The sequence below is a fragment of the Mesorhizobium sp. WSM4871 genome (genome assembly GCF_055811295.1).
Genome location: NZ_JBVVPU010000002.1, coordinates 149,264 through 170,422, shown reverse-complemented (window position 1 = coordinate 170,422; position 21,159 = coordinate 149,264). Strand labels below are relative to the sequence as shown.

The 21,159-nt window shown below is 60.2% G+C and carries 19 protein-coding genes; 6 read left to right on the top strand and 13 right to left on the bottom strand.

All coding sequences use genetic code 11. The annotated features are described in order from the left end of the window. Window positions 1–6: 6 nt before the first annotated feature. From AC0L2H_RS04225 to AC0L2H_RS04210, 4 genes are all read right to left on the bottom strand, one after another. Window positions 7–2,136 (bottom strand): glycosyltransferase, encoded by a 2,130-nt coding sequence (locus AC0L2H_RS04225; RefSeq protein ID WP_473589027.1) that lies wholly within the window; start codon window positions 2,134–2,136, stop codon window positions 7–9. Between the two features lie 20 nt (window positions 2,137–2,156). Next, window positions 2,157–2,807: a bifunctional DNA primase/polymerase gene (locus tag AC0L2H_RS04220; RefSeq protein ID WP_473589026.1), complete on the bottom strand. Its 651-nt coding sequence runs from the start codon at window positions 2,805–2,807 to the stop codon at window positions 2,157–2,159. A gap of 160 nt (window positions 2,808–2,967) precedes the next feature. Continuing rightward, window positions 2,968–4,311: a glucoamylase family protein gene (locus AC0L2H_RS04215; RefSeq protein ID WP_473589025.1), complete on the bottom strand. Its 1,344-nt coding sequence runs from the start codon at window positions 4,309–4,311 to the stop codon at window positions 2,968–2,970. 58 nt (window positions 4,312–4,369) lie between these two features. Further along, the gene (locus tag AC0L2H_RS04210; protein ID WP_473589024.1) at window positions 4,370–5,122 is read right to left on the bottom strand and encodes an SDR family NAD(P)-dependent oxidoreductase; all 753 of its coding nucleotides are present in this window, start codon (window positions 5,120–5,122) and stop codon (window positions 4,370–4,372) included. 246 nt (window positions 5,123–5,368) lie between these two features. Between AC0L2H_RS04210 and AC0L2H_RS04205 the strand changes: the two genes are divergently transcribed. Continuing rightward, the gene (locus tag AC0L2H_RS04205; RefSeq protein ID WP_473589023.1) at window positions 5,369–6,646 is read left to right on the top strand and encodes an O-antigen ligase family protein; all 1,278 of its coding nucleotides are present in this window, start codon (window positions 5,369–5,371) and stop codon (window positions 6,644–6,646) included. A 249-nt stretch (window positions 6,647–6,895) separates the two neighbouring features. Here the strand turns inward: AC0L2H_RS04205 and AC0L2H_RS04200 are convergent, their stop codons facing one another. From AC0L2H_RS04200 to AC0L2H_RS04190, 3 genes are all read right to left on the bottom strand, one after another. After that, window positions 6,896–7,654 carry a class I SAM-dependent methyltransferase gene (locus AC0L2H_RS04200; RefSeq protein WP_473589022.1) on the bottom strand — a complete coding sequence of 253 codons (759 nt, stop codon included), beginning with the start codon at window positions 7,652–7,654 and terminating at the stop codon, window positions 6,896–6,898. Between the two features lie 31 nt (window positions 7,655–7,685). Beyond that, a complete protein-coding gene (locus tag AC0L2H_RS04195) occupies window positions 7,686–8,894 on the bottom strand; it encodes a polysaccharide biosynthesis/export family protein (RefSeq protein WP_473589021.1) in 1,209 nt (402 codons plus the stop codon). A 167-nt stretch (window positions 8,895–9,061) separates the two neighbouring features. Then, on the bottom strand, window positions 9,062–9,739 hold the full coding sequence (locus tag AC0L2H_RS04190; protein ID WP_473589020.1) for a sugar transferase: 678 nt from the start codon (window positions 9,737–9,739) through the stop codon (window positions 9,062–9,064). Between the two features lie 535 nt (window positions 9,740–10,274). Here AC0L2H_RS04190 and AC0L2H_RS04185 point away from each other — a divergent pair. Beyond that, entirely contained in the window at window positions 10,275–10,616 is a 342-nt protein-coding gene (locus AC0L2H_RS04185) for an exopolysaccharide production repressor exox (RefSeq protein ID WP_473589019.1), read from the top strand. A gap of 7 nt (window positions 10,617–10,623) precedes the next feature. Here the strand turns inward: AC0L2H_RS04185 and AC0L2H_RS04180 are convergent, their stop codons facing one another. The 6 genes from AC0L2H_RS04180 to AC0L2H_RS04155 all read right to left on the bottom strand — a co-directional run bounded on the left by AC0L2H_RS04180 (window position 10,624) and on the right by AC0L2H_RS04155 (window position 16,565). Then, complete coding sequence (locus tag AC0L2H_RS04180; protein ID WP_473589018.1) at window positions 10,624–12,504, bottom strand: ABC transporter ATP-binding protein; 1,881 nt, start codon at window positions 12,502–12,504, stop codon at window positions 10,624–10,626. A 7-nt stretch (window positions 12,505–12,511) separates the two neighbouring features. Then, window positions 12,512–13,516 carry a phosphoenolpyruvate carboxykinase (ATP) gene (locus AC0L2H_RS04175; RefSeq protein WP_473589017.1) on the bottom strand — a complete coding sequence of 335 codons (1,005 nt, stop codon included), beginning with the start codon at window positions 13,514–13,516 and terminating at the stop codon, window positions 12,512–12,514. Continuing rightward, complete coding sequence (locus AC0L2H_RS04170; RefSeq protein WP_473589016.1) at window positions 13,516–15,438, bottom strand: lasso peptide isopeptide bond-forming cyclase; 1,923 nt, start codon at window positions 15,436–15,438, stop codon at window positions 13,516–13,518. The genes AC0L2H_RS04175 and AC0L2H_RS04170 overlap by 1 nt, the downstream gene beginning before the upstream one ends. A gap of 3 nt (window positions 15,439–15,441) precedes the next feature. Further along, window positions 15,442–15,816: a lasso peptide biosynthesis B2 protein gene (locus AC0L2H_RS04165; protein WP_473589015.1), complete on the bottom strand. Its 375-nt coding sequence runs from the start codon at window positions 15,814–15,816 to the stop codon at window positions 15,442–15,444. 128 nt (window positions 15,817–15,944) lie between these two features. Beyond that, on the bottom strand, window positions 15,945–16,244 hold the full coding sequence (locus AC0L2H_RS04160; RefSeq protein ID WP_473589014.1) for a PqqD family protein: 300 nt from the start codon (window positions 16,242–16,244) through the stop codon (window positions 15,945–15,947). A gap of 168 nt (window positions 16,245–16,412) precedes the next feature. Next, on the bottom strand, window positions 16,413–16,565 hold the full coding sequence (locus AC0L2H_RS04155) for a lasso RiPP family leader peptide-containing protein (protein ID WP_473589013.1): 153 nt from the start codon (window positions 16,563–16,565) through the stop codon (window positions 16,413–16,415). Window positions 16,566–17,043: 478 nt separating this feature from the next. Between AC0L2H_RS04155 and AC0L2H_RS04150 the strand changes: the two genes are divergently transcribed. The 4 genes from AC0L2H_RS04150 to exoK all read left to right on the top strand — a co-directional run bounded on the left by AC0L2H_RS04150 (window position 17,044) and on the right by exoK (window position 21,086). Further along, window positions 17,044–18,213: a nucleotidyltransferase family protein gene (locus AC0L2H_RS04150; protein ID WP_473589012.1), complete on the top strand. Its 1,170-nt coding sequence runs from the start codon at window positions 17,044–17,046 to the stop codon at window positions 18,211–18,213. A 99-nt stretch (window positions 18,214–18,312) separates the two neighbouring features. Next, window positions 18,313–19,326 (top strand): glycosyltransferase family 2 protein, encoded by a 1,014-nt coding sequence (locus AC0L2H_RS04145; RefSeq protein WP_473589011.1) that lies wholly within the window; start codon window positions 18,313–18,315, stop codon window positions 19,324–19,326. 311 nt (window positions 19,327–19,637) lie between these two features. Then, the gene (locus AC0L2H_RS04140; RefSeq protein WP_473589010.1) at window positions 19,638–20,036 is read left to right on the top strand and encodes a single stranded DNA-binding domain-containing protein; all 399 of its coding nucleotides are present in this window, start codon (window positions 19,638–19,640) and stop codon (window positions 20,034–20,036) included. A 228-nt stretch (window positions 20,037–20,264) separates the two neighbouring features. After that, window positions 20,265–21,086 (top strand): endo-1,3-1,4-beta-glycanase ExoK, encoded by an 822-nt coding sequence (gene exoK, locus AC0L2H_RS04135; RefSeq protein WP_473589009.1) that lies wholly within the window; start codon window positions 20,265–20,267, stop codon window positions 21,084–21,086. Window positions 21,087–21,159 lie beyond the last annotated feature (73 nt).

Below are 21,159 nucleotides of genomic sequence, written 5' to 3'. Positions count from 1 at the left end.
AGGGCGTCATGTGCCGGCATCGTCCAGCCCAAATCCCGCACTAACGGCGTTGCTTATGGCTTCCGGGCCAAACCTGGACCATACGCTTTCATGCGCGCGGGCGCGCTGCCTCGCCATGCGCATGCGGTCCAGGCAAAGCTCGATGGCCAAGCCGGCAAGGCCCTCGTCCGTCTCAGACAGAAGCACCTCTTCACCGTCGACCAGATCCAGGCCCTCGACCGCCAGCGGCGTCGCGACCACCGGAATGCCCCAAGCCATCGCTTCCAGGATCTTGATGCGCGTGCCGCCGCCCGCTGAAAGCGGAATGATGCTGAGATGCGCGCGGGCCAGCAGCGGCCTAAGATCGTCCGGATTCGCCGCGAGGTCGACGCCTTGCAGCCCGCTCAGCGCCTTCACGGCCGGTTTGGGGTATCGGCCGGCAAGAACCAGTCTCGCCATCGGAAGCCTTTCCTGGATGCGGGGCAGGATGGTGCGGGCAAGACGCCCGGCGGCATCGATGTTTGGCTGGTATCCGAGATGGCCGATGAAGAGAATGACCGGAAAGCCTTCGGACATTGCTGCCTCCGCCGGCAGTTCAGCCGCAATGTCCTCAACACGAGGGATGCCGTTCGGAACAATATCGATCGGCACCTCGCGCCGGGACAGCTCCGCCAGTTTGTCGTGGTCGAGCCGCGAGCAGACCCAGGCCCTGTCGACGATGCCGAGCGCCTTTCTTTCGAGGCGCCTGACGCCATAGGCGGCAAGCGTCGATCCTGTCATGTCGGCGCCTTGCAACTGCCCCGCCAGATCGGATTCGACATTATGCATGTCGAGGATGAGCTGCCCCGCCAATGGCCGCAAGGGTCGGAGCAGCTTGAACAAGGCAATGCCCTCGACGACGATGCTGTCCGGTCCAAACGTTCGGATAATTGCCTCCAGACGCCTCAGCGCGACGCGCGGAATTCGTTTCTCGGCGCCTGTTCTCCACCAGCCGATCGAGGCCGTGCGGGCTTCTCCCGCGAGCGTCAGGGCTTCCGTTCGAATGCGGGCGTCGGCCGGTTTCGACGGGTCGGCCTGGGGCCGGATCGAGATGAGGCAGACCGGTCCCAGTTCCGCCGCGGCCACCGCGTTGCCATGGTTCCTCAAATCCGCGCCCGAGACAGGGGGGAAGGCTGGATCATAGCATAGCACCAGCGTGCGCCGCTCCTTGCCGCGGTTGGGGTCGGGGCGTGAAAACCGTGTGCCTGGCGTATGCCCCTGAACCAGGTTCCCGAGGTGGATGCGGGCACTGTACTGCAAGGACTTCCAGCTTTGGCCGGATATTTTGTGGGCACGAACGGCGCGCATCATGGCCACCGCGTCGGCGTACATTTTGTGCTTGATCAGCTGCCGTGAAATTCGCTGCGCTATCCAGGCCTTTCGCCACTGAAGCGTATCTCTTTCGACGCCCAGTTCCGCCAGCCGGTTGAGTTCGAGCGCTATGGCAAGGAACGTCGCGCGCGGCGCATGGATGAAGCGCTGCGCCATTCTGGTTTCGTCGTGATGATAGAGCAGCACTGGTGCCGAAATCGTGGCTGCATCGTAGCGCGCGAGCATCGCGACCCAATAGCATGTGTCTTCGTCGAGACCGATCGCCGAGGGAAAGCGGATGGCGGCTGTCGCCGCTGTCGAAATCAGCGCGCTTCCCATGGCGATCGGCCAGAGTTCGTTGCGAAGATATCGCCTGGCGTTTTCGGTTCTGTCGCTTGTGTAGCCATGCGGCGCCTTGAGCTTGTCAGGCCGCCCGCGCGTGCGACGGATGCTGGCCCCGACCGCCAGGCCTGCACCGGGATTGCGTTCAAGCGCGTCGTGCAGCAGCGACAGGCCTCCCCTGATCAACTCGTCATCGGCATCGAGGAAGAATATCGACTTACCCCTGGCTTGCGCGATGCCGACGTTACGCGCGGCGCCGGCACTGCCAAGCCGGACATTCACGACCTCAAGCGGCAATCCGTATCGTCGTGCGCTCTCGGTCGCTTTCGCAGCGGTCCGGTCTTCCGAACCGTCGTCGATCAGAAGGACTTCGCCGATCAGGTCTCTGTCGGGGATCAGACTAAGCAACGCGGCATCGATCGTTGCAGCGGCATTCCTTGCCGGAATGACGACCGTGACCTCCAATCGCGTTTCCCCGGATCTACTCACTGCCGCTCGAAGAATCCGCGGTTCAGCATTCGGTCATAATAGTGTTTGAGCGGCGTGACCGGACGCAATGAAAGACTGGCAAGGCTGTCAATCTGCTGAGGCTCGACATCGAAAGGCGACTGATTCTCCAGCCAGCCGTAGGAGGAGCCGTCCTTGAGCAGCGAGGGGCTGCCCACCACGTAGCCGCCAAGTGCCTTGACGTGGCCGACGCGGCGCATGCCGAAATGCAGGCTCGACGATACCATCGGCTCACGCGTCCTCAGATAGACATGAAAGCCCCTCGGGGATCTTGCCATCGGCGTGCGGCTGGCAAGTTCACCATGCCTGCCTTGCCAGCCTTGATATGCGGCGGCGCTGTCGAAATCCAGGATCAGCAAGTTGGAGAAGCCTCCCAATATCCCGACATTTCCGGTGAACTTGCAAAACCAGCGCTCGATATCCTCGCGGGTCGGCGGTTTCTGCGCCAGTTGGAACGCGATGGAACAGAAAGCGAGTTCCTTCAAATCCTTGCGTCGGTTTCGCAGATGCAGCGGGTCATAGCCCATCGCCTCTAGGTCGAGATGCTTGCCGCCGGTACGAAGTGGCAGGCATATGTAACCCTGTGCCAGAAGCCGGACTGCATAGTCGGTTGTTATGTCAGGCGGCATCCAGCGTATTCCGCGGCCATGCGATTCACTTGGAACTTGTTTTGTCACGGGGAACTTCTTTAGCCGAATGGTGCTTTCGTCAAGCTCTGGCGGCCGCTCAGCATGTGCAAGCCGCTATTGATCCTTGATCAGGCCGCCGTCGCCGCAAAAGCCATGGCCACTATTCGACATAACCAGGCTCTAGAGGGCTCGCCGGCTGCGACAGCCAGCCACCGCTAAATCCGGCTTTTCGCAAGCCGAGACGCAGATGCTGGCTTGATCGCATCAGATCCCAGATCAGGCGCGAGCGGTGGTTTTCAATCATCAGGACGACGATGCCCTGATCCAGGCCATAGTGTCCTTCCGACACCCAGCCGCTCGGGCCGAAGCCTCGCCGGTTCTTCAGAGTCGGATTGAAGCCGCTCGGCATCCTGAATTTTCCGATCACCTCGGGGTGGCGGTCTGTGAGATGCCGCAGCGCCGGCAAGCAGATTTCCGGCGCGAAGGGCAGCGATGCGAGACAGGACCACGGCGCGATCGTCCCGTCGTCCGGGCCGAAGGGCGCGCCGCGCGCCGCGTAGGCGGAAAATCTGCGCGGCCGCTGCTCGATCCGCGCACGGAAGTTGCCGGGTCCATCACCCGCCGAAAGACCCCACAGCACGTCGCCGTAGCCGCCGAAGCCATGGGGGTTTTGCCGCGCATAATCGCGGTGAATGTAGGTCGCGCGCCGGCTGTTTTCGAAATAGTCCGAGCCCTTCTCCCGCATGAATGCGTCTTGAATGCCATCGAAGTCGATCCAGGCATGCGAGAACTGGTGCATGAACAGCGGGCCGCCATAAAGCACCTGGTAGCCATGGATGTTCTCCCACTGATATGTCGCCGTCCATGCGCTATAGCTGTCGTCCGAGGCCGGTCTGTTCGGGGAGGCCATCGCCAGGACATAGAGGATCGTCGCTTCGTTGTAGCCCTCCCAGTCAGAGTACAGAAAGCCACTCTTCGGCCTCCAGCCCTGCCGCAAGGTTGGACGGCGGCCCTGTGCCCAACGCCAATCGACGCGCCGGTAGAGCGCCTCGCTCAGTTCGCGGATTTCGACCTCGTCTTCGCCGTCGCCCTGGAAATAGGCCCCGGCCATCAGCACGCCGGCCATCAGCAGTGCCGTGTCCACCATCGATAGTTCGCAGCGCCAGGCACGCAGGCCGGTCCGCATGTCGAGGAAGTGATAGTAAAAACCCTTGTGGCCGGTGACATCGTCGCCATTGCCTTGCCGGCTGTTCCAGAAGAAGCGCAGTGCGGCAAGCGTCAGCTTCGAGGCGGCATCGCGTGTGACCCAGCCACGCTCGACCCCGACCGGATAGCAGGACAGCGCGAAGCCGACGACAGCGATGCTTGCCGGCCAATTTGGCCGCGAGGTGTCGGCGACCAGCCCGTTCTCCGGATTAACGGTTTCCAGGAAATAGTCGAAGGCTGCGCGCTGGAAGCGGTCGAGCAGGTCCTCGTCGGGCAGGGAAGGTTCAACGTCGGGCAAATGAAGAGGACTCCGGTCGGGCAGCGCGGGCCTGTCGGCGGGTCGCGTCCAGTTTGCCTCAATAGGTGGCGCGGCCGCCCGAAACGTCGAAGACCGCGGCGGTCGTGAACGAGCATTCCTCGGAAGCGATCCATGAGATCAGCGCCGCCACCTCCTCGACCTCGCCAAAGCGCGCCATCGGTATTTTCGACAGCATGAAATCGATGTGCTGCTGGCTCATCTGCTGGAAGATCGCCGTGCGCACGGCGGCCGGCGTGACGCAGTTCACCGTCACCTTGGTCTTGGCCAGTTCCTTGCCGAGCGACTTGGTCATGCCGATCACCGCCGCCTTCGATGTGCTGTAGGCCGACGCGTTGGGATTCCCTTCCTTGCCGGCGATCGAGGCGATGTTGACGATCCTGCCGTAATTGCGTTCCAGCATGTGCGGAACCAGCGCCCTGTTGCAGTAGAAGACGCCGTTGATATTGATGTCGACAACCTGGCGCCAGTCATCGGTGGAATACTCCCACATCGTCATGTTCGGTCCGGTGATGGCGGCGCTGGTGACCAGGATATCGACCGCGCCGAGCGCCTCGATCGTCTGCCGGGCGGCGCCTTCGACCGCCGCGGGATCGGCGACGTCGACCGTCACGCCGTGCAGATTCGCAACGACAGTGCTGGCCCGCTCGATCTGGGCAGGATCACGATCCCAGATCGAAACGCGCCCGCCCTCGTCAACGATCCTTTGCGCCACGGCGAGACCGATGCCGGAGGCGCCGCCGGTGATCACGGCCGAGCGTCCGGCAAACCGTCCCCTGAAACTCATCGGCATGTGATCTTCCTCCCAATCGGCGGCGAATGTGAAGTCAACGGCAGAGAAGTTCAAGCTGGAATGCAGCGCACGGATCGGCCATGGCGGGCCGCCGGTCGGGCTGATCGATAGCAGCCAATGTCTTTTGGGTGACAGATGGCGGAGGTTGGGCTATATTGCACTGCACAATGGAAATGCCCTGAGGGGCGGGGCGGCGAATCGGCGCCGAACTGCGTGGAGTTGAATGATCGGGAATCCGCTACCGAGATGAAGATTCCAAAATCTTTGTTGATCGACCCGGAGAAGAACTCGGTCTACGGCGCATTTGCCGTTGCCGTTTCCGTCTGGGCATTTTCCTATTCCAGCATTTTTGGCCAGATCCTGATCCTGGCCTATTACGCGGTCTGGCTGCCTCTCATCCTGGTGGACTATCGGCGGCTGCTGCGGGGCCTCTCCAGTGCCTGGCTTCCGCTGATTTTTGCGTTCTATGTCTGTTTCTCGGTGTTCTGGTCGGATGCCCCTGGCATCACCGCCAGGACCGCGCTCCAGTATTGTTCCCATATTGCCTGCGCCTACATCGCCGCACGTACCGTCAGCGTCCGCACCTTGACGATCGGCGCCTTGATCGGGATTTTTTTCGTCCTGCTCTATTCGCTCGCGATCGGCGGTTATTCCTATGACGGGCTCGACGGAACATACAATTTCGTCGGCGCGTTCAGCTCCAAGAACCAGCTCGGCTTTGTCGCGTCTCTCGGCATCTACTTTTGCGTTGTCTATCTGGTCTTTCTCAGACGCGGCCGGCTGAGCCTGTTCCTGACGGTGCCGGTCGTCGTTCTGTCAATTTATCTGCTGGTCGCTGCACATTCGGCTACCTCGACGGCCTCGATACCGGCGGTTCTCGCTCTGGTGGCCCTGCTTACCATGTCCAAGACGCTTTCGCTCCGCTATCGACGGGTGATTTTCCTGGTCGGCGCGTGCGGACTGGTCACGGCCGCGTTGGTTGCCGTCAATGCGGGACTTCTGGATTTCGTCCTTGGCCTCTTTGGCAAGGATTCCACGCTCACCGGACGGACCTATCTGTGGCAACAGGGCTGGGAGGCGGCGCAGCGATCACCGATCCTTGGCGTCGGCTACGCGGCCTATTGGGTGCAGGGTTTCGCCGAGGCCGAGCGACTCTGGAACGAATTCTACATCACCACCCGCAGCGGCTTCCATTTCCACAACACCTACATCGAAGCCCTCGTCGAGCTTGGTTATATCGGGGCGACGCTGATTTCGCTGATCATACTGCGCACGCTGTGGGGCCATATATCGGCGCTGATATTCAGGGCATGGCAAGCCGAGTCCGTGATTCTTGCCGGTGTGATGGTGCTTCTGGTCATCCGGTCCTTCGTCGAGATCGATACATTCAATCCCTACATCATGGGCTCCTTCCTCCTGTACTACAGCTACTTCAAGCTGGTGAAGGTGCCTGTTGCCCGGCCCCGGTGGACCGCGGCCAACCTCTCGGAACCAGAAACCGTAGCGGGACAAGCAAGGCCTTAATGTTCTAGGCCGCCACAGTTTCGCGAATTTTTCAGGCAGGATTTCCCGTAACCAGGCTTCGTTGAGAGCACCTTGGGAGCCGCGGACACAGCTCCAATTGCGCTGTGCCCCCGATTTCAACGCCATACAGCATTATTCAAGACGCCGCCTAATAGCGCCAACGCTAAACAATTAATCTCACAGGCAGCTTCTGAAGCGATGGCGAGAGGCAGTTGCCCCGTCACCGTCGCCCGAATTGCTGCCTGTTGGTCAAGCCCTAAGGGTCAGGAGCGCATACCATGCGAACCGCTTCACAAAGGGAAGTGTCAGAACGACTGAATCGACAGCTTTGCCAACTGTATAGACGGTCTCAGAGATGCCTCGCGGCATCAGCGCGCTTCCGACGGAGCAGAGGCCGAAATATTCCACCTGGACATTGCTGAAATAGCGGCGAGCCAACGCGAAGTCTGACGTTAACAAAGGATGTTCATCAGCGGTGCGGATGAGGGGTGTCCGCTTTCTGTAGGCATTCAGGAGAGGATTGTGTCCCATCGGCTCGTAGAACGACGCCACGCCGTTCGGCTTCAGGACGCGGACCACCTCGGAAAAGCACCGGTCCAGATCCAGGTGATGGATGATCCCACGTCCGTAGACCAGGTCGAACTTGTTGTCTTCGAAGGACATGGCTTCAGCATTCATCGCCAGGAATGTGGCGTTCGTGATTCCAAGCTTGCCCGCCCGTTCGTTCGCCTTGTTTACGGCTACGTCCGAAATGTCGATCCCCGACAGAGATCGGCAAAGACCGGGCAGGTGCAGGGAATGCAGGGACCACCCACCATCGGAACAACCGTACTCGAGCACATCAGTGTTTTCCGAAAGGCGCTTTATTTGCCTGTCTTGATGCTCGGCACCGTGGCGAATTGTTCGATACCATTTGTCCAGACTTTCTCTCGGATCCGCCTCCTGGCTAAATCTGAGATTGTGGAATTCTCTTTCTCGATCGACGATTGCGTCCCTTTCAGTATGCATGACAAACCCCCGGGAGTTACGTTTCAGATCATTATTGGATAGCCACTGGCGCCAGTTTCACCTTGATCACGTCTCCGGGCAGCACAGGCGTGTCTTCGCTGGCGCTGATTTCGCTGGTCTTGCCGTCGACCACCCGAACCAGGCCAAACGACAATGTTGGCTCTTCGCCGTCGCGATAGCGTTGCAACGCCGGGTTCCCCGACATGGCTTCGGACATCAGGCCTGTTTGCATGTTCATCTTGAGCATTGTTTCGCTGAGATCGGCTTCCGTCTGCTGCCGGTCGGCGGCCAGTCCCGCATTCTGGGTGTTTTCCAGATCGATGGCGTCCTGGGTGGCCTTGCTGATCGCCTGCTTGGCGGTGAGGATGGCCGTGTCGTAGTCCAGGATCTGGCCTTCCAGGTCGGCAATCGTCTGTTGTGAATTCAGGAGCCGCGTGTTGACGACCAGGCCCTTTTGCGCCAGCGAGCCGATGCCGTTCAGCTGTTCCTTTGCGAGGTCGACCTGCCGCTGCTGGTTGACGATCTTCTTCTGTAGCGATTCGATCTCGCTCTGCAGCAACGCCTTCAGGTCGTCGAGCGCCTGCAGGCGCAGCTTGAGCTTTTTCTGGTCGGCCGTCAGGATCGCCATCTCGTCGGCGACGATGCTCTGAAGCTTTGGATCGTCGGCCACCTCCTTCGGCACCTCGAACGTCGACTTGTCCGCGATCTCCGCTTCGATGCGCGCGCGCCTGACGGTCAGTCGGACCCGTTGGTCCTGGAGAACGTCAAAATCGCCCTTGGCATTGATCATGTCGCGATCGTACCGCTGTCCTTCGGGGCTCCGTCGGACACCGCCGGCGATGCTCATCGCCCTCAGGACGGTCAGGTCCGGCACGTAAGGATACTGGCCGGGCGTCTGGACCTCCCCGGAAATGTAGAACGGCCTGTACTGCGCCATTTCGACGGAGGCTTCCGGCCGGTCCGCCAAAGCGAGCTTGCGCTGGAGCGCCTGACCGATCGCCGCTGCAATCTCGGCCGTGGTCTTGCCGGATGCGGGCATTTCACCGACGAACGGCACCGACAATGTTCCGGCGGGACCAACCGTGTACTCTCCGTTGACGGCCGACCAGTCGCGGAACGTGCCCTCGACCGTCTGCCATTCGGCGACGCGGATGGTCAGCTTGTCCTGTGATCCGAGGCGGTACTCGTCCGCGGCGGCAAATTGGGGAACGGCAGTCGCCAGCAGGAGGCACATGGCCATAAGCCACCTTCGCCGCATGCGATGCGCAGGAATGCCGGCACGGAGGATCTCGAAGATATCTGTTTTCAACTGAACGTTTTCCGATCCGCTTTGGCCCCACCCATTTAGCTTGCTGCAGAATTCTTGCCGTCTAGGCAGGCTCGCCTCTCGATCCTGGCAAGCCCCGGTCAGTAACAACCTCGCGACATCCAGACCGCGGGAACGGTCTTGATGATGATCCGAATGTCCTCGAACAGCGACCAGTTCTCGACATAGTGGCGGTCGAAGGCTACGCGACTGTCATAGGAAACATCGTTGCGCCCGCTGACCTGCCAGAGCCCGGTCAGGCCGGGACGTGATTTCAGATAGTAGACGGCCGAATTGCCGTAGATCTCGAGTTCGTCACGCACCACGGGGCGCGGCCCGACCAGGCTCATGTCACCCTGGAGGATGTTGATGATCTGCGGCAGTTCATCGAGGCTGAGCTTCCTCAGCACGGCGCCGACACGCGTCACGCGCGGATCGTCCTTCAGCTTGCGGGTCGCTATCCATTCGGCCTTGGCGTCCGGATTGGCGGCAAGATGTGCGGCCAGCACCCGTTCGCCGTCCTGAACCATGGTGCGGAACTTGAGGCACGGGAAAATCCGTCCTCCCCGGCCGATTCGGCTGTGACCGTAGAAAATCGGCCCGCCGTCGGAAAATTTGACCAGCAGCGCGACCATCAAAAACAATGGGCTGAGAGCAATCAGCCCAATCAGCGAACCGGCGATATCGAAGCTGCGCTTGATGAGCCCGCCGATCGGCGGCGGAAAATCAATGCCAGCCTCCGAAAAATCCGCATTGGCCGGCTTGGCAATGTCCCTCATGCTTTAGTCTCCATACGTTAACCGGATGGTTTCAGCGCACGATACCAAAAAAATGTTGCAGCGCAACACACAATTTCCCGGCGACTTGAAATAGTCACGTCATGAATTGACTAAATAATAAACTGATCCTGCCCAAAATTTGTTCTTTATGGCACGCATGTGACATTTTGTGGGCAAATTTGAAAAATCTAGTGCCTTTTTGAGGCTGATTTTGGGCGGATCGCCCTTTGTGCAGCAGTTTTGACACTATGCGTGCTTTAAAATTTTGAAAAATGAAGGGTCTTTAACATAAAATACTAATCAATATTGTAGATCTTACTGAGCTTAGTCCATATCCCGTCGCTGGCCTTGACGCCGATGTGTGCGTCGCAGCATGGCAGAGTCGTTCGGGTCGGCTCATTCAAATTTATTTGTGGTTGGCCTTGCCGGCTATTGCACGCAGCAATAGAATTGCAATTGGTTTCTGTCGGAGTGTGGACAGTTTGGGAAAGGCTGGAAGCAACCAGCCGAAAAGCGGGGGCCTCGATAAGCTCGCATGGCGAAGGGAGGCTCGGGGTGGGTCAATCATCGATTTATGCCCGAGCAGATTGACAGGCTGTGGGGTATGTCTCTACCAAAATTCATCATCGGCATGATTTTCGCCCTGGCGATCGTGGTCGCCTGGTCCTATTTGGGTGGCGCCTCGTTCAGCACGACGCTTTTTCGTGTCGTCGGTTGCGCCATTGTCATCCAACTGGGCTACTTTCTGCTGGTTTTCGTCATGATTGCCAGAAACGCTCCGACGCCGGCTGACAAGATTCGCGACGCCGAGCGAAAGCTGGGTTCGGCCGAAGCGGCCGATGGCGAGAAGTTCAGCGCCAGGCGGAGCCTTCGCTGAATTCGCGTCAGTTCGCGATGTTGACAGGACCTTGGACCGCGTCGGCCGGTTCTCTGTTGGGCGGCTCGTCCGACCGCTCGCCCGACAACATCCTGGACAACCGGCTTCCGGATTTTTCCTTCAACCTCTGGTATTGCCCGACCTCGACGATGCGGCCGTTCTCCATCGCGACCACCCAGTCGGCGAAGGCGATCATCGATGGCCGGTGCGCAATGGTCAGTATGGTCATCGCGCCGCGCAGCCCGTCGATCGACTGGGCGATCAGCGACTGATTCTGCCAATCGAGCGCGCTGGTGGCTTCATCCAGAATGAGCAGTGACGGTTTGCGAAGCAACGCCCGCGCCAAGGCTATCCGCTGGCGTTCGCCGCCCGAGAGCCGTACGCCGCGGTCGCCGACCACCGTCTCAAGCTGGTGTTCGAGTCGCTCGACGAAGTCGACCGCCTGGGCGGACCGAAGCGCTGTCCAGAGATCGTCATTGCTGGCTTGCGGCGCGGCAAGGCGCAGGTTTGCTGCGATCGTATCGTGCAGAAGAAACACGTCCTGCGGCACATAGGCAACCTGATCGCGCCAGCGCCGGCGATTGCCTTCGTCGATCTCGACCCCGTCGGCAAGAATTTTGCCTTCCGTCGGCTCGATCAGGCCAAGCAGCATGTCGGCGATCGTGCTCTTGCCCGATCCCGAAGGACCGATAAGGGCGGTGACCTTGCCGGCGGGTAGACCGAAGGTGATGTTGCTCACGACTGCCTTGCCGGCGCCATCTCCATAGGCAAAGCAAACATTGCGGATGTTCAGCTCCATATCGAGCGAGAGCCTGCCGCGCTCCTGCGGCGCGGCATCGGCCGGTTCGCGCTCGGCGTCGAAAAGTGTCTGAAGGTTGCGCATGGAGGCATAGGCAGGCAAGTTGATCAACACCTGCTGGGCTTGCGTCTGCAATTCCATGAAGCGCGGGGCGATGCGCATGAAGACCAGAAGCAGAACAACGATCTCGGCAAGCGACAGGTTGTAGCGAACCAGCGCGACATAGATGAACAGGCTAAGCCCGACGACGCTTGCGATCTGGAACAATGCGGTGCCGATCGTGCTGCTGCGCACGTAATCGATGTTGCCGGCCTTCATCTTTTCGAGGATCGACTGAAGCTGCGCAAAATAGGTAGCCTCGACGTTCAGGCTCTTGGCCACCTTGATGCCACTCAGAAATTCCGAGACCGTCCGGTACTGATCCTGGCGATTGGCCGTCAAAACCCGACCGAATGCGGTGGCCCTGGAACGAAATGGCTGAAGCGCCGCAAACATGATGATGCCGATCGCCACCGCGAACGAGGTCATCACCGGAGAGATAAAGAGCGAGACGACAAGATAGCCCGCCAGAAGCACCGCGGTCTGCACCAGCATCAGGAGCGAAAAAGCCGCGGCCTGTACCCGGTCTATGTCGCCGGTGAGCGCATGATCGAGGTCGGAACTACGCAAGCGCGTGAATATGCCCCAGCGCGCCCTTCCGATGCCCTCGAACAGGTTCACGCGCAGGCGGTTGAGGAAATCATAGAGGAGCTTGGCCATATAGACGGATTTGAAGCGGTTGAAAGCCGCCTGCAGGGTGACGAGCCCGACGAGCACGCAAAGCACCGTCGCCAGTTGCAGCGCCCCGTCGGGAGCCAGCCAGCGCACCAGATCATTGTCCGGAAGCTTGATTGTGAAATTCTGGTCGGAGCGTCCAATCAGATGCAGCAGCGGGATGAGAAGAAGGATCGAGATGCCTTCCGTCAGGCTTCCCAGGATCAGGAAGATCAAGGCGATCCAGGTTCGCCGCCCGCCGATTTGCGCCATGACCGCGCCGAATGCGGCGGCTTCTCGAAACAGCGACAGGCGAAGGATCGGTGATTTCGACATGTTCTGTTCACCGCGAACGGTTGTCGGATGCCAGGTCTCGTTCGATGAGATCCACGGCTTCGCCGATCCTGCCGAGTCCCGTCGGCACTTCGAGGCGGCACACCCCGACATGGTCGGCCAGCCGCGCGCAGTGCCTGAGATGTCTGGCCGCGAGATCGCCGGCCAGGGCCGGGCGGCCGAACCGTGTCACGTAAGAGAATCGGATGATTGCCGACAGGGCGTCGACCGCGGGCAAAGGCAAGATCGCCGCCCTTTCGCCGCGCTCGAGGATGTAGATCCTCGTCGCCGGAACCTTGTCCCGAGAAAAGCCGCCAAACAGGCGCAGCTGTGTCTTGTCGATTGCCGGATGCACTTGCGGGCGCAGTTCGGCCTGCCCTATCGGGATGGCGGCGGCGGCGTCGGCAGCCAGCTTGAGCTGTGGAAAACCCGGCACTATCACCGGCTCGTCCGGGCTGGCCAGATCTAGCACCACGACATCGTCGGTGAGCAACCTATGCCCGGCACGGATCATCGCGCCCGCCGTCGTCGATTTGCCGGCGCCCTTGTCGCCCATGAAGATCGCACTTGTACCGCCGACGGCTATGGCGCTGGCGTGAAGGACTAGCAAGCCGCGCTGATGCAGCAGAAGCGCCATGACAGGTCCCAGCAGCGGGAACGCGATCAGCTGGTCGTCAACGCCTGGAGCCGGGTCCACATCGATCCGGCAGGCATCGGTTATCAGAAATGCGCCGACCGCTTGCCATGCCAGATATTGCTGTTCCAGTTCGAACCGGAAAAAGGCTCCGGCGTCGATCGAGGGTTCTGGAAAATCGATTGGACCAACCGTGATCAGCACGTCGGCCGCCGCCGGCTCGGTGGGCTCAAGTTCAGGCAGCGCCACGTCAGAACGGATTGTCAGGCCATAGGCTTTGTAGAAGCGGCGCGCTCTTGGCGCCCGATCTTCTGGCCCCCTGTCTTCCGGGCTAGACTGACCATGGTCCGGCTCGGAGGCGAGCGGCGTGTTCCAGCTCATCATGCATGTCCCCCGCCGAGTTGGACTTGCCGCAGCCAGAGAGACAGCGAGGTCGAGCGCCAGACATATTGGACATCCAGCGGTGCCGCTTCGTCCGGCCGGCGCAAGATCCGGGCATAGGCCGCGGTCACTTTCGGCAGGTTGACGTAAGGGGCAATGCGGTGGGCCTCCGCGCCGAGGATGCTGTCGAGCAGATCGCGGTGGTTGCCGATCATGCCTTTGACGAGGCTGGGCGTGAAATCGATCTTGTCGCGCCGCCACTGGACCGCGGGTGGCAAAACCCCTTCCATGGCACGGCGCAGCACATGGCGGCCGAATCCCTTGTTCAACTTTTCCTCGCCCGGAAGGGCCAGGCAGAATTCGACAAGCGGTTTGTCCCAGAACGGATAGCGAGGCTCGACGCCGAAATTGGCGGCGGCCTTGTCGAGAACCTCGAAGGCGTGCGGCACGAGGCCGGTCGACAGCATCCAGCGATGGGTCAACGCCTCGCTGGTGCTGACGGAAGGCGGCATGTATCCGGCCCGGTGAAATCGCTCGACAAGATCGGTCCGCCGGGCAAGGTCCGGATTGACCAGGCCGTGCCAGCCCGGACCGCTCACCGCCCCCGCCGGCTGGCGCCGTATCCTGGTCAGAACGCGATTTGCCGCATGTTTGAGTTTTGCGATGCGCCAGGCCGGCCCGTAAGCGACCAGGAATTTGAAATACATGCCCCAAATACCGTCGCCATAAGTGTTGGAGGCGCTGCGGATTTCCCGCCACAGATCCATCCATCTGCCGGCATTGGCAAGTTCGTGCAGGTAGCCATGGCCTTGCGAAACGACTTCGTCGCCGCCATGGCCGTCCAGCAGGATCTTGATGCCCTTCGCGCCTGCGGCCCTGTAGATGCCGCGGGTCAACGTAAGGCCGGGGGCCAGGAAAGTGCCCTCCTGTTCTTGCAAGACGCGTTCGAACTCGGCGAAGGGTGCGTAATTGCCGACCGCAATCAGGGTGCCGTCAACCGCTTGTCGTCCCAGCACCGCGTCGATAAAGGGCCGTTCGTCCATCGACGACCCTCTTTCGAAAACCAGCGAGAAGGTAGGCAGTCTCGGCTTTTGTTGCGCGGCATTGTACAAGCTCGCCACACAGGCGATCGAAGAGGAATCGAGACCCCCGCTCAGCATCGCGCCGACCGCCGGGCTTCCCCGCATCCTGTTTCGCACCGATTGCGAGAACAGATGCGTGAATTCCTCGGCGGCATCCGGGCGCATCGGCCCTGGCGAGGGCTCGATCTGCCAGTAGGGTCGCAGCACCACCTGTTGCGCCGTCACGGTAAGGCTGTGGCGCGCCGGCAAGCGGAAGACATCGGTATAGGGCGTGGATTGCGGATCATCGGGAAGGCCGGCCAGAAACCCTGAAATCTGATGCTCGCTGAGGCGCGCGCCGACACCGTCGACGCTCATGATCGGTCCGATCTCCGACGCAAAGACGAAGCGGCGGTCCGTCGAATGATAGTAGAATGGTTTGACCCCGAATGGATCGCGTGCGCAAAACAGCGCCTGGCGGTCGCTGTCCCAGATGGCGAAGGCGAAGTCGCCTTGCAGATAAACCGGACAGGCCTCGCCCCAATGCAGATAGGCGCGCATCAACAGCGTGGCATCGGCAACCGACCGGTCCCTGATACCCAGCCTTGCCAGCAATTCGTCCCGATTGTCCAGCCGGCAATCAGCCGTGACGGCGAGTTTGCCGCCGGCCATCGTCAGGGGCCCGGGGCCGGGTTCGTCCGTGGTATTGAGCCAGGCGTGACCAAGAGCTGCGCTCGTATCCATCCACCACGAGCTGCCATCACGGGCGCGATGATGCATGCGCGCCAGCATTTGCTGGATATCTGCCGCGGCGGCCGGCGCGCCTCCCTGCCTGAGCAGAATTCCGGCCACGCCGCTCATCGGCTACTGACCGTGATCGACGAGATGGGCAAAATTGCCGATCGAGCCGCCAAGCACGATGTGGTTGCCGCTTATCAGCCAGGCATGGGCTTTCATCTGCGCGCCCGTACCCCGCTCTATGCCTATGCGTATCTTCGAGGCGCTGCCTTGCCGGGCAAGAATGTATTGACCGGACAGCGCCTGGGTAAGGCAGCTTGCACGCGGGACAAGGCGGGCGGCGGCGGCGACGCCCCAGGCGACTTGCCGCAGCTCGGCGATGCTGGCGGACCGTCGCGCACCCAGCCGCGTCACCATGGCGCGAACACGGTTGTAGGAGAGCAGCGTCAGCCCCAGCCGGACTGCCGCGACCACCAGAAGGCAGCGCGTGAGAAAGAGCATCTCCGAACTGCTCAAGGAGAGAACTCTATAGCGCCGGGCGCCCTTTTGGACGCGCAAAAGACGCTGCAACATTTTGGTTTTGGGCATGAACCCCAGCGAAAATCGATGCCGATTTCCGGGATCGTGCATCAGACAGGTTCCTCATGGTGGAGCCGCGCAAGTCCGCAATCGGCCAGGCTCTTCAACAATCCATCGACATCGGCCTTGCAGCGCTCAGGATCGACATTGTAGCGCGCAAGCACGGCGCTATGGATTTCAGAGATTGGCTTCGGCTCCTGGATCAGCTCCCATATGTAGGCCCCGACGCCGTTCAGGCTGTAATAGATGTTGGACCTCAGATTGAGGAGCGCCAGCCCGCCGCCGAATTCGCAAGCCACGGCATCCTTGGTCGCACTGACGTAGTCTTGCCCGGAGCGGTCCCGGTTCATCCTGAACCTCGTTTTGCGATATGCTTCGGCAGTTCCAGGGACTAGAGGGAGAGCCGGAAATTTGTGACCCCGACTCTCCTAATGCTTTTATGCTTTGGCTCCGGAGTGCGAGCCCGTCACTTTTGGCCCGTCAATACAGGGCCCGCCACTCCGGGTAGAAAGACAGGCTCAAGAGAACGTAAGCTGGTCGAAAGGCGTATGTGCGGGGAATGCCGCGTCGAGCGCCGTTATGCCGGCACCGCCTTGCGTGATCGTTTCAATCGAACCGTGAATCGTCAGGCTTGGGGTCTCGTATTCGTGCTTTTCAACATTCTGTTCCATTTTGCTCTCCGATAAGGATTGGAAACGGCCTGTCGAGTGCCGTCAGCATTTTTTTTATGCTGCAATGCAATAGCTGCATGGCGTCATTTATGAGTCAAGCCTGATTTACCAAGTGTTAATAAAGCTTGGGTGCACCCAGCCCCTTCGTCGGTTGCAACGGGATTTCCCGAGTTGAAATCCGGATGCGTGACGCGCGCAAGAGGTGCCTTACTAAGATGCTGATTTTACCGTGAAAAATATTTCTCCAAAGAGCCATCCCGGTCGGGCTCAACCTCGTTGAGCACCGGCAGAAATAATCGGCTCATTTGATATTTTTGCCACGCTTTCCCAGGTGCTCGAAGCCGCGCTCACAACGCTCAGGTCGCGGAACTCTCAGTGAAAAAAGGAAAAACTGGACGGCGCTATCGATTTTGGCGATGCTTTGCTTCGCAGGTGCAGCATATGCGTCGGCAGCCTGTTTTTGGAGACTTTGTGCGGAATGGCCTTGCAGGAAAGTTCCTACGAACGATTGCGCGCCGCCGAATGCGCCTACGAAATCGCCTATGTTCAAGCCTGCCTGAGGTTGTTTTTTGCTCAGGATAGTCGTGCCACGGGCGAGACGGCCATGCCGACCCTCTCCGTTTCCAGTCCAACCTTTTCCGTTTCCAACATTGCCGACATTGCCAGGTTCAACAAAGTCGCGACCTTCGTCCTAAAGGCGTTGTCCCGTGCCCCGGTTGGTGAAAGGCCGTCCGAGCTTTCCGGATGGCCCGCACTTTCCGGATGGCTCGATACCTATCGCAGGCGGACGGTCTCGATGAACTCGTCCTGCATCATGGACGCGATGGCGATCCATGAGGTGCTGCATGACAGGCATATTGATTTCGTCTTTCTGAAGGGCCCGATCCAGCAGCATCTGCTTTATGGCGATCATTTCATGAAGCCTTCCGGCGATGTCGACATCCTGGTCTCGCCGACCGGTTTCTCCGAAGCGCGCGACGCGCTCCAGTCGATCGGCTACCAGGTCGCGGGCAAGTCCCGCTCCGTGTGGTGGGTTCGTTTTCTTGGTGAACAGCACATGATCCGTGAAGGCGGGTCGAAGCCTTCCACCGTCGATCTTCACCACCGGCTCCAGCAGCCCGGTTCGCCGAGCCCACGCGATACCGATGGATTTCTGCGGCGCAAACGCTCGGTCGACATCGCTGGTGAGAACGTGCCGTTCATTTCGGCTTCCGACACCTTGCTTCTTTCCAGCATCAGCGTGGCCAAGGCGCTTTTCAACCGGGAACCCTGCGCAGGCTATGTCTGCGATGTCCGTGCCAGCGCCAGTCGCCTGGGCGAGGCGGATCAGCAGGATGTGCTCGACCATGCGGCGGAGCAGGGGCTGGTCGACACGCTGCTGCTTGGCTTGCGTGCCGCCGACGTGCTTCTTGGCGGCGCCGAAACATTGCTGTCCGAGCGGGTTTCCCGGGTCCTGTCGCGCATCGGTGACGAAGACCTGCTCAAGATGGTCATTGCGCCGTGGCTGTCGTCCTTGAGATGGCCGCAGAGGCGGACAGTATTGTGGGAACTGTGCGGTCGCGAGCCGGTCCGCTATCTGGCTGAGGCAGGCTGGGCCGCTTCGGCCGATCTCAGCCGGCGCATTTTCGAACGGCCGGACAGTCGATGAGCCGGATAGTTGATGAGAATGACAGTCGATGAGAATGAGCGGGGGCCGGGAGAGGGGCGAGGAAATTTGGAGCCACCTGTGCAATCGAGAGGCCAAGCCATGACAGAATCCCAGGTCTGCGTGATCATCGCCGCCCGCAACGCGGCGCGCACAATCCCGGCTGCCATCGCCTCGGCTTTGCGCGAACCGGAGGTGGCGGAAGTCGTCGTCGTCGACGACGCCTCTACCGACGACACGGCGAAAGTCGCTCAGGCGGCCGACGATGGCAGCGGCCGGCTTTGCATCATCCGCTTTGATGTCAACCAGGGCCCTTCCGTCGCCCGCAACGCCGCGATCGCCAGGTCCAAATCGCCGTTCATCAGCATTCTGGACGCCGACGATTTCTTTCTAGCGGGCAGGTTTGGCGAATTGTTCGCTGGCGCCGACTGGGATTTTGCCGCCGACAACATCATGCTGATCCGGGACGATGCGGCGACCGACGTCTCGAAGATCGTGGCCCCACGGTTTTCGGCCGATCCGGAGTTTCTCGATTTCGAGCGCTTCGTCGAAGGCAACATTTCCAGGCGCCGTGTGAAGAGAGGTGAGCTGGGCTTCCTCAAACCGGTGATCAGCCGTGCCTTCCTCGACCGACATGGGCTCCGCTACGACGAAAACCTGCGCCTGGGTGAAGACTACGAGCTCTATGCGCGCGCGGTCGCATGCGGGGCGCGGTTCAAGGTCATCAGGTCCTGTGGCTATGGTGCGATCGTTCGCGCCGATTCGCTGAGCGGCCGGCACAAGACCCAGGATCTCAAACGATTGGCCGATGCGGATCTGGCGCTGCTGGCGATCGACACTTTGCCGGAAGGTTCGAAAGCCGTGCTCAGAAGGCACGAGCGGCATGTGCGCGACAAATACCGGCTGCGGAATTTCCTCGACGTGAAGGCCGAACGGGGCCTGGCATCGGCAGCACGCTATGCGCTGGCCAGTCAGTCCAATCTTATTCCCATCGTTCGCGGCGTGGCTGCCGACAAGCTGGAGGCGCTGTTCCGCCACATCGGCTTCTCGAAGCACCAGCATGTGCCGCCGCGGCGCTTCCTGATGGCCGCAACCAGCGCGCCCAGCGAGAGGTAAGCAATGCATGACGCGCAAAAGTGCGCAGCGGTTTTGCGATAACGACATGCATCAAAACAAGAGCCTAAAGTGCGTCGCATGAACCGGGTTCAAACGCGACGCGCCTTAGGCGTGACGCCTGGGGGCACAGCCGTTCTGCGTGTAAACTACGTAAAAACAAAAGCTTAACGCGTAATATGTGAATTTCTTCAGGCGCGGCACGCTTTAGGTGGTTGCCTACTCGCTCCCGGGATGGCACTGTATGTTGCGGTGCAGCAATTCTGGTTGGCCGGATCGAAACGGCCCCCAATATCTCCCTGTGAGAGGAGCATATGGCTTCGATATTCGGTTTCAGATCAAGGAATCCGGCCCGCGACAGGCAGACCGACATTGCGCGTCTGGATCGCCTGGCAAAGCTTTTTGACCAGATCGCCGCCGAGGTCGACGCGGAAAAGAGCGGACTTGAGAACCGCTACCGGACAAAGGCCACCAACGCGGCCTTTCTGGTCGAGGCGATGGAAAATGGAGCGGCGTCCGCCAGCAGTTCGGCGGAAGTCAGTGAATTGACGAAGTCGATCCTGAATTGCGAGCGCCGGATCGCAGCACTCACCCGTCAAAACGAATTGATGAAGGATATCCGTCATTCGCTGGATGAAATCTTCGACCAGAACGCCCAACATGGCTCCACTACCAAGGCCGCTTTGGCCAAGCCGGCTGCCGGCGCGGGCTGAAAGCCAGGATCCTGGCCGACGCCGCGGGCAACAGGCTGGTGCTGAAGCAAGAGGTCAGGCGGTGCGTTGAGGAAGGGTCAAGATCAGCTTGTTTCATTACGGTTCGAACGGTCGACTTTGGGTTGGGGGCGCACAGCACAAAGGTGATTTGGCATGAGCGCGGATCCTAAAAACACGTCCACCCTGAAAACTGGCACCCGGAAAACTGGCACCCCATCAACCGGCCGAATGCCCTTCCTGCGCTGGATCAGGCAAGGGAGACGGTTATCCTCGATTGGGGCGTTTGTGCTGGTCGCTGTCGGCGGCCTGATTGCAGGCCCAGACCAATCCCGTGCCGAGGATATCCAAAGCGCACCATCATTCGTCGACGATTTCAGCAAATTCGACCGTTCGCGCTGGTATATTTCCGACGGCTGGAGCAACGGCGCTTTTCAAAACTGCATCTGGTCCAAAAACCTGGTCAAGCTTTCCGACGGCATGCTGACGCTCGGCTTCGAAAAGCGCAAACTGAAGGACCGCGACTTTGCCTGCGCCGAAATCCAGACCAAGCAGCGCTTCGGCTATGGCACCTATGAGGCGCGCATGAAGACGGACACCGGATCCGGCCTCAACGCGGCCTTCTTTTCCTATATCGGTCCCTCCGACAAGCAGCCATGGGATGAAATCGACTTCGAAATACTGACCAAGGACACATCCAAGGTTCAGGTCAATGCCTACATTGCCGGCAAGGGCAAGAACGAGAAGCTGGTCGATGTTCCGGGCGGCGCCGACAAGGCCTTCAACGACTATGCCTTCGTCTGGGAGAAGGACAGGCTGCGCTGGTACCTCAACGGCAAGCTTGTGCACACCATTACCGATCCGGCAAAGCTGCCCAGCCATGCGCAAAAGATATTCTTCAGCCTTTGGGGCAGCGATACGATGAAGGGCTGGATGGGCCCGTTTTCTGATCCGGGCCGCAAGCTTACCACGCAAGTGGATCGCGTCGCATTTACCGCACTAGGCCAACCGTGCCAGTTTCCGGAATCGCTGGCATGCGGCATAACGAACTAGTCGTGAAAACAGGCCCTGGAAAATGCATCTGAACCGGCCGGACCGGAAACGGTCCGAAGCCTTGAACAGGAAT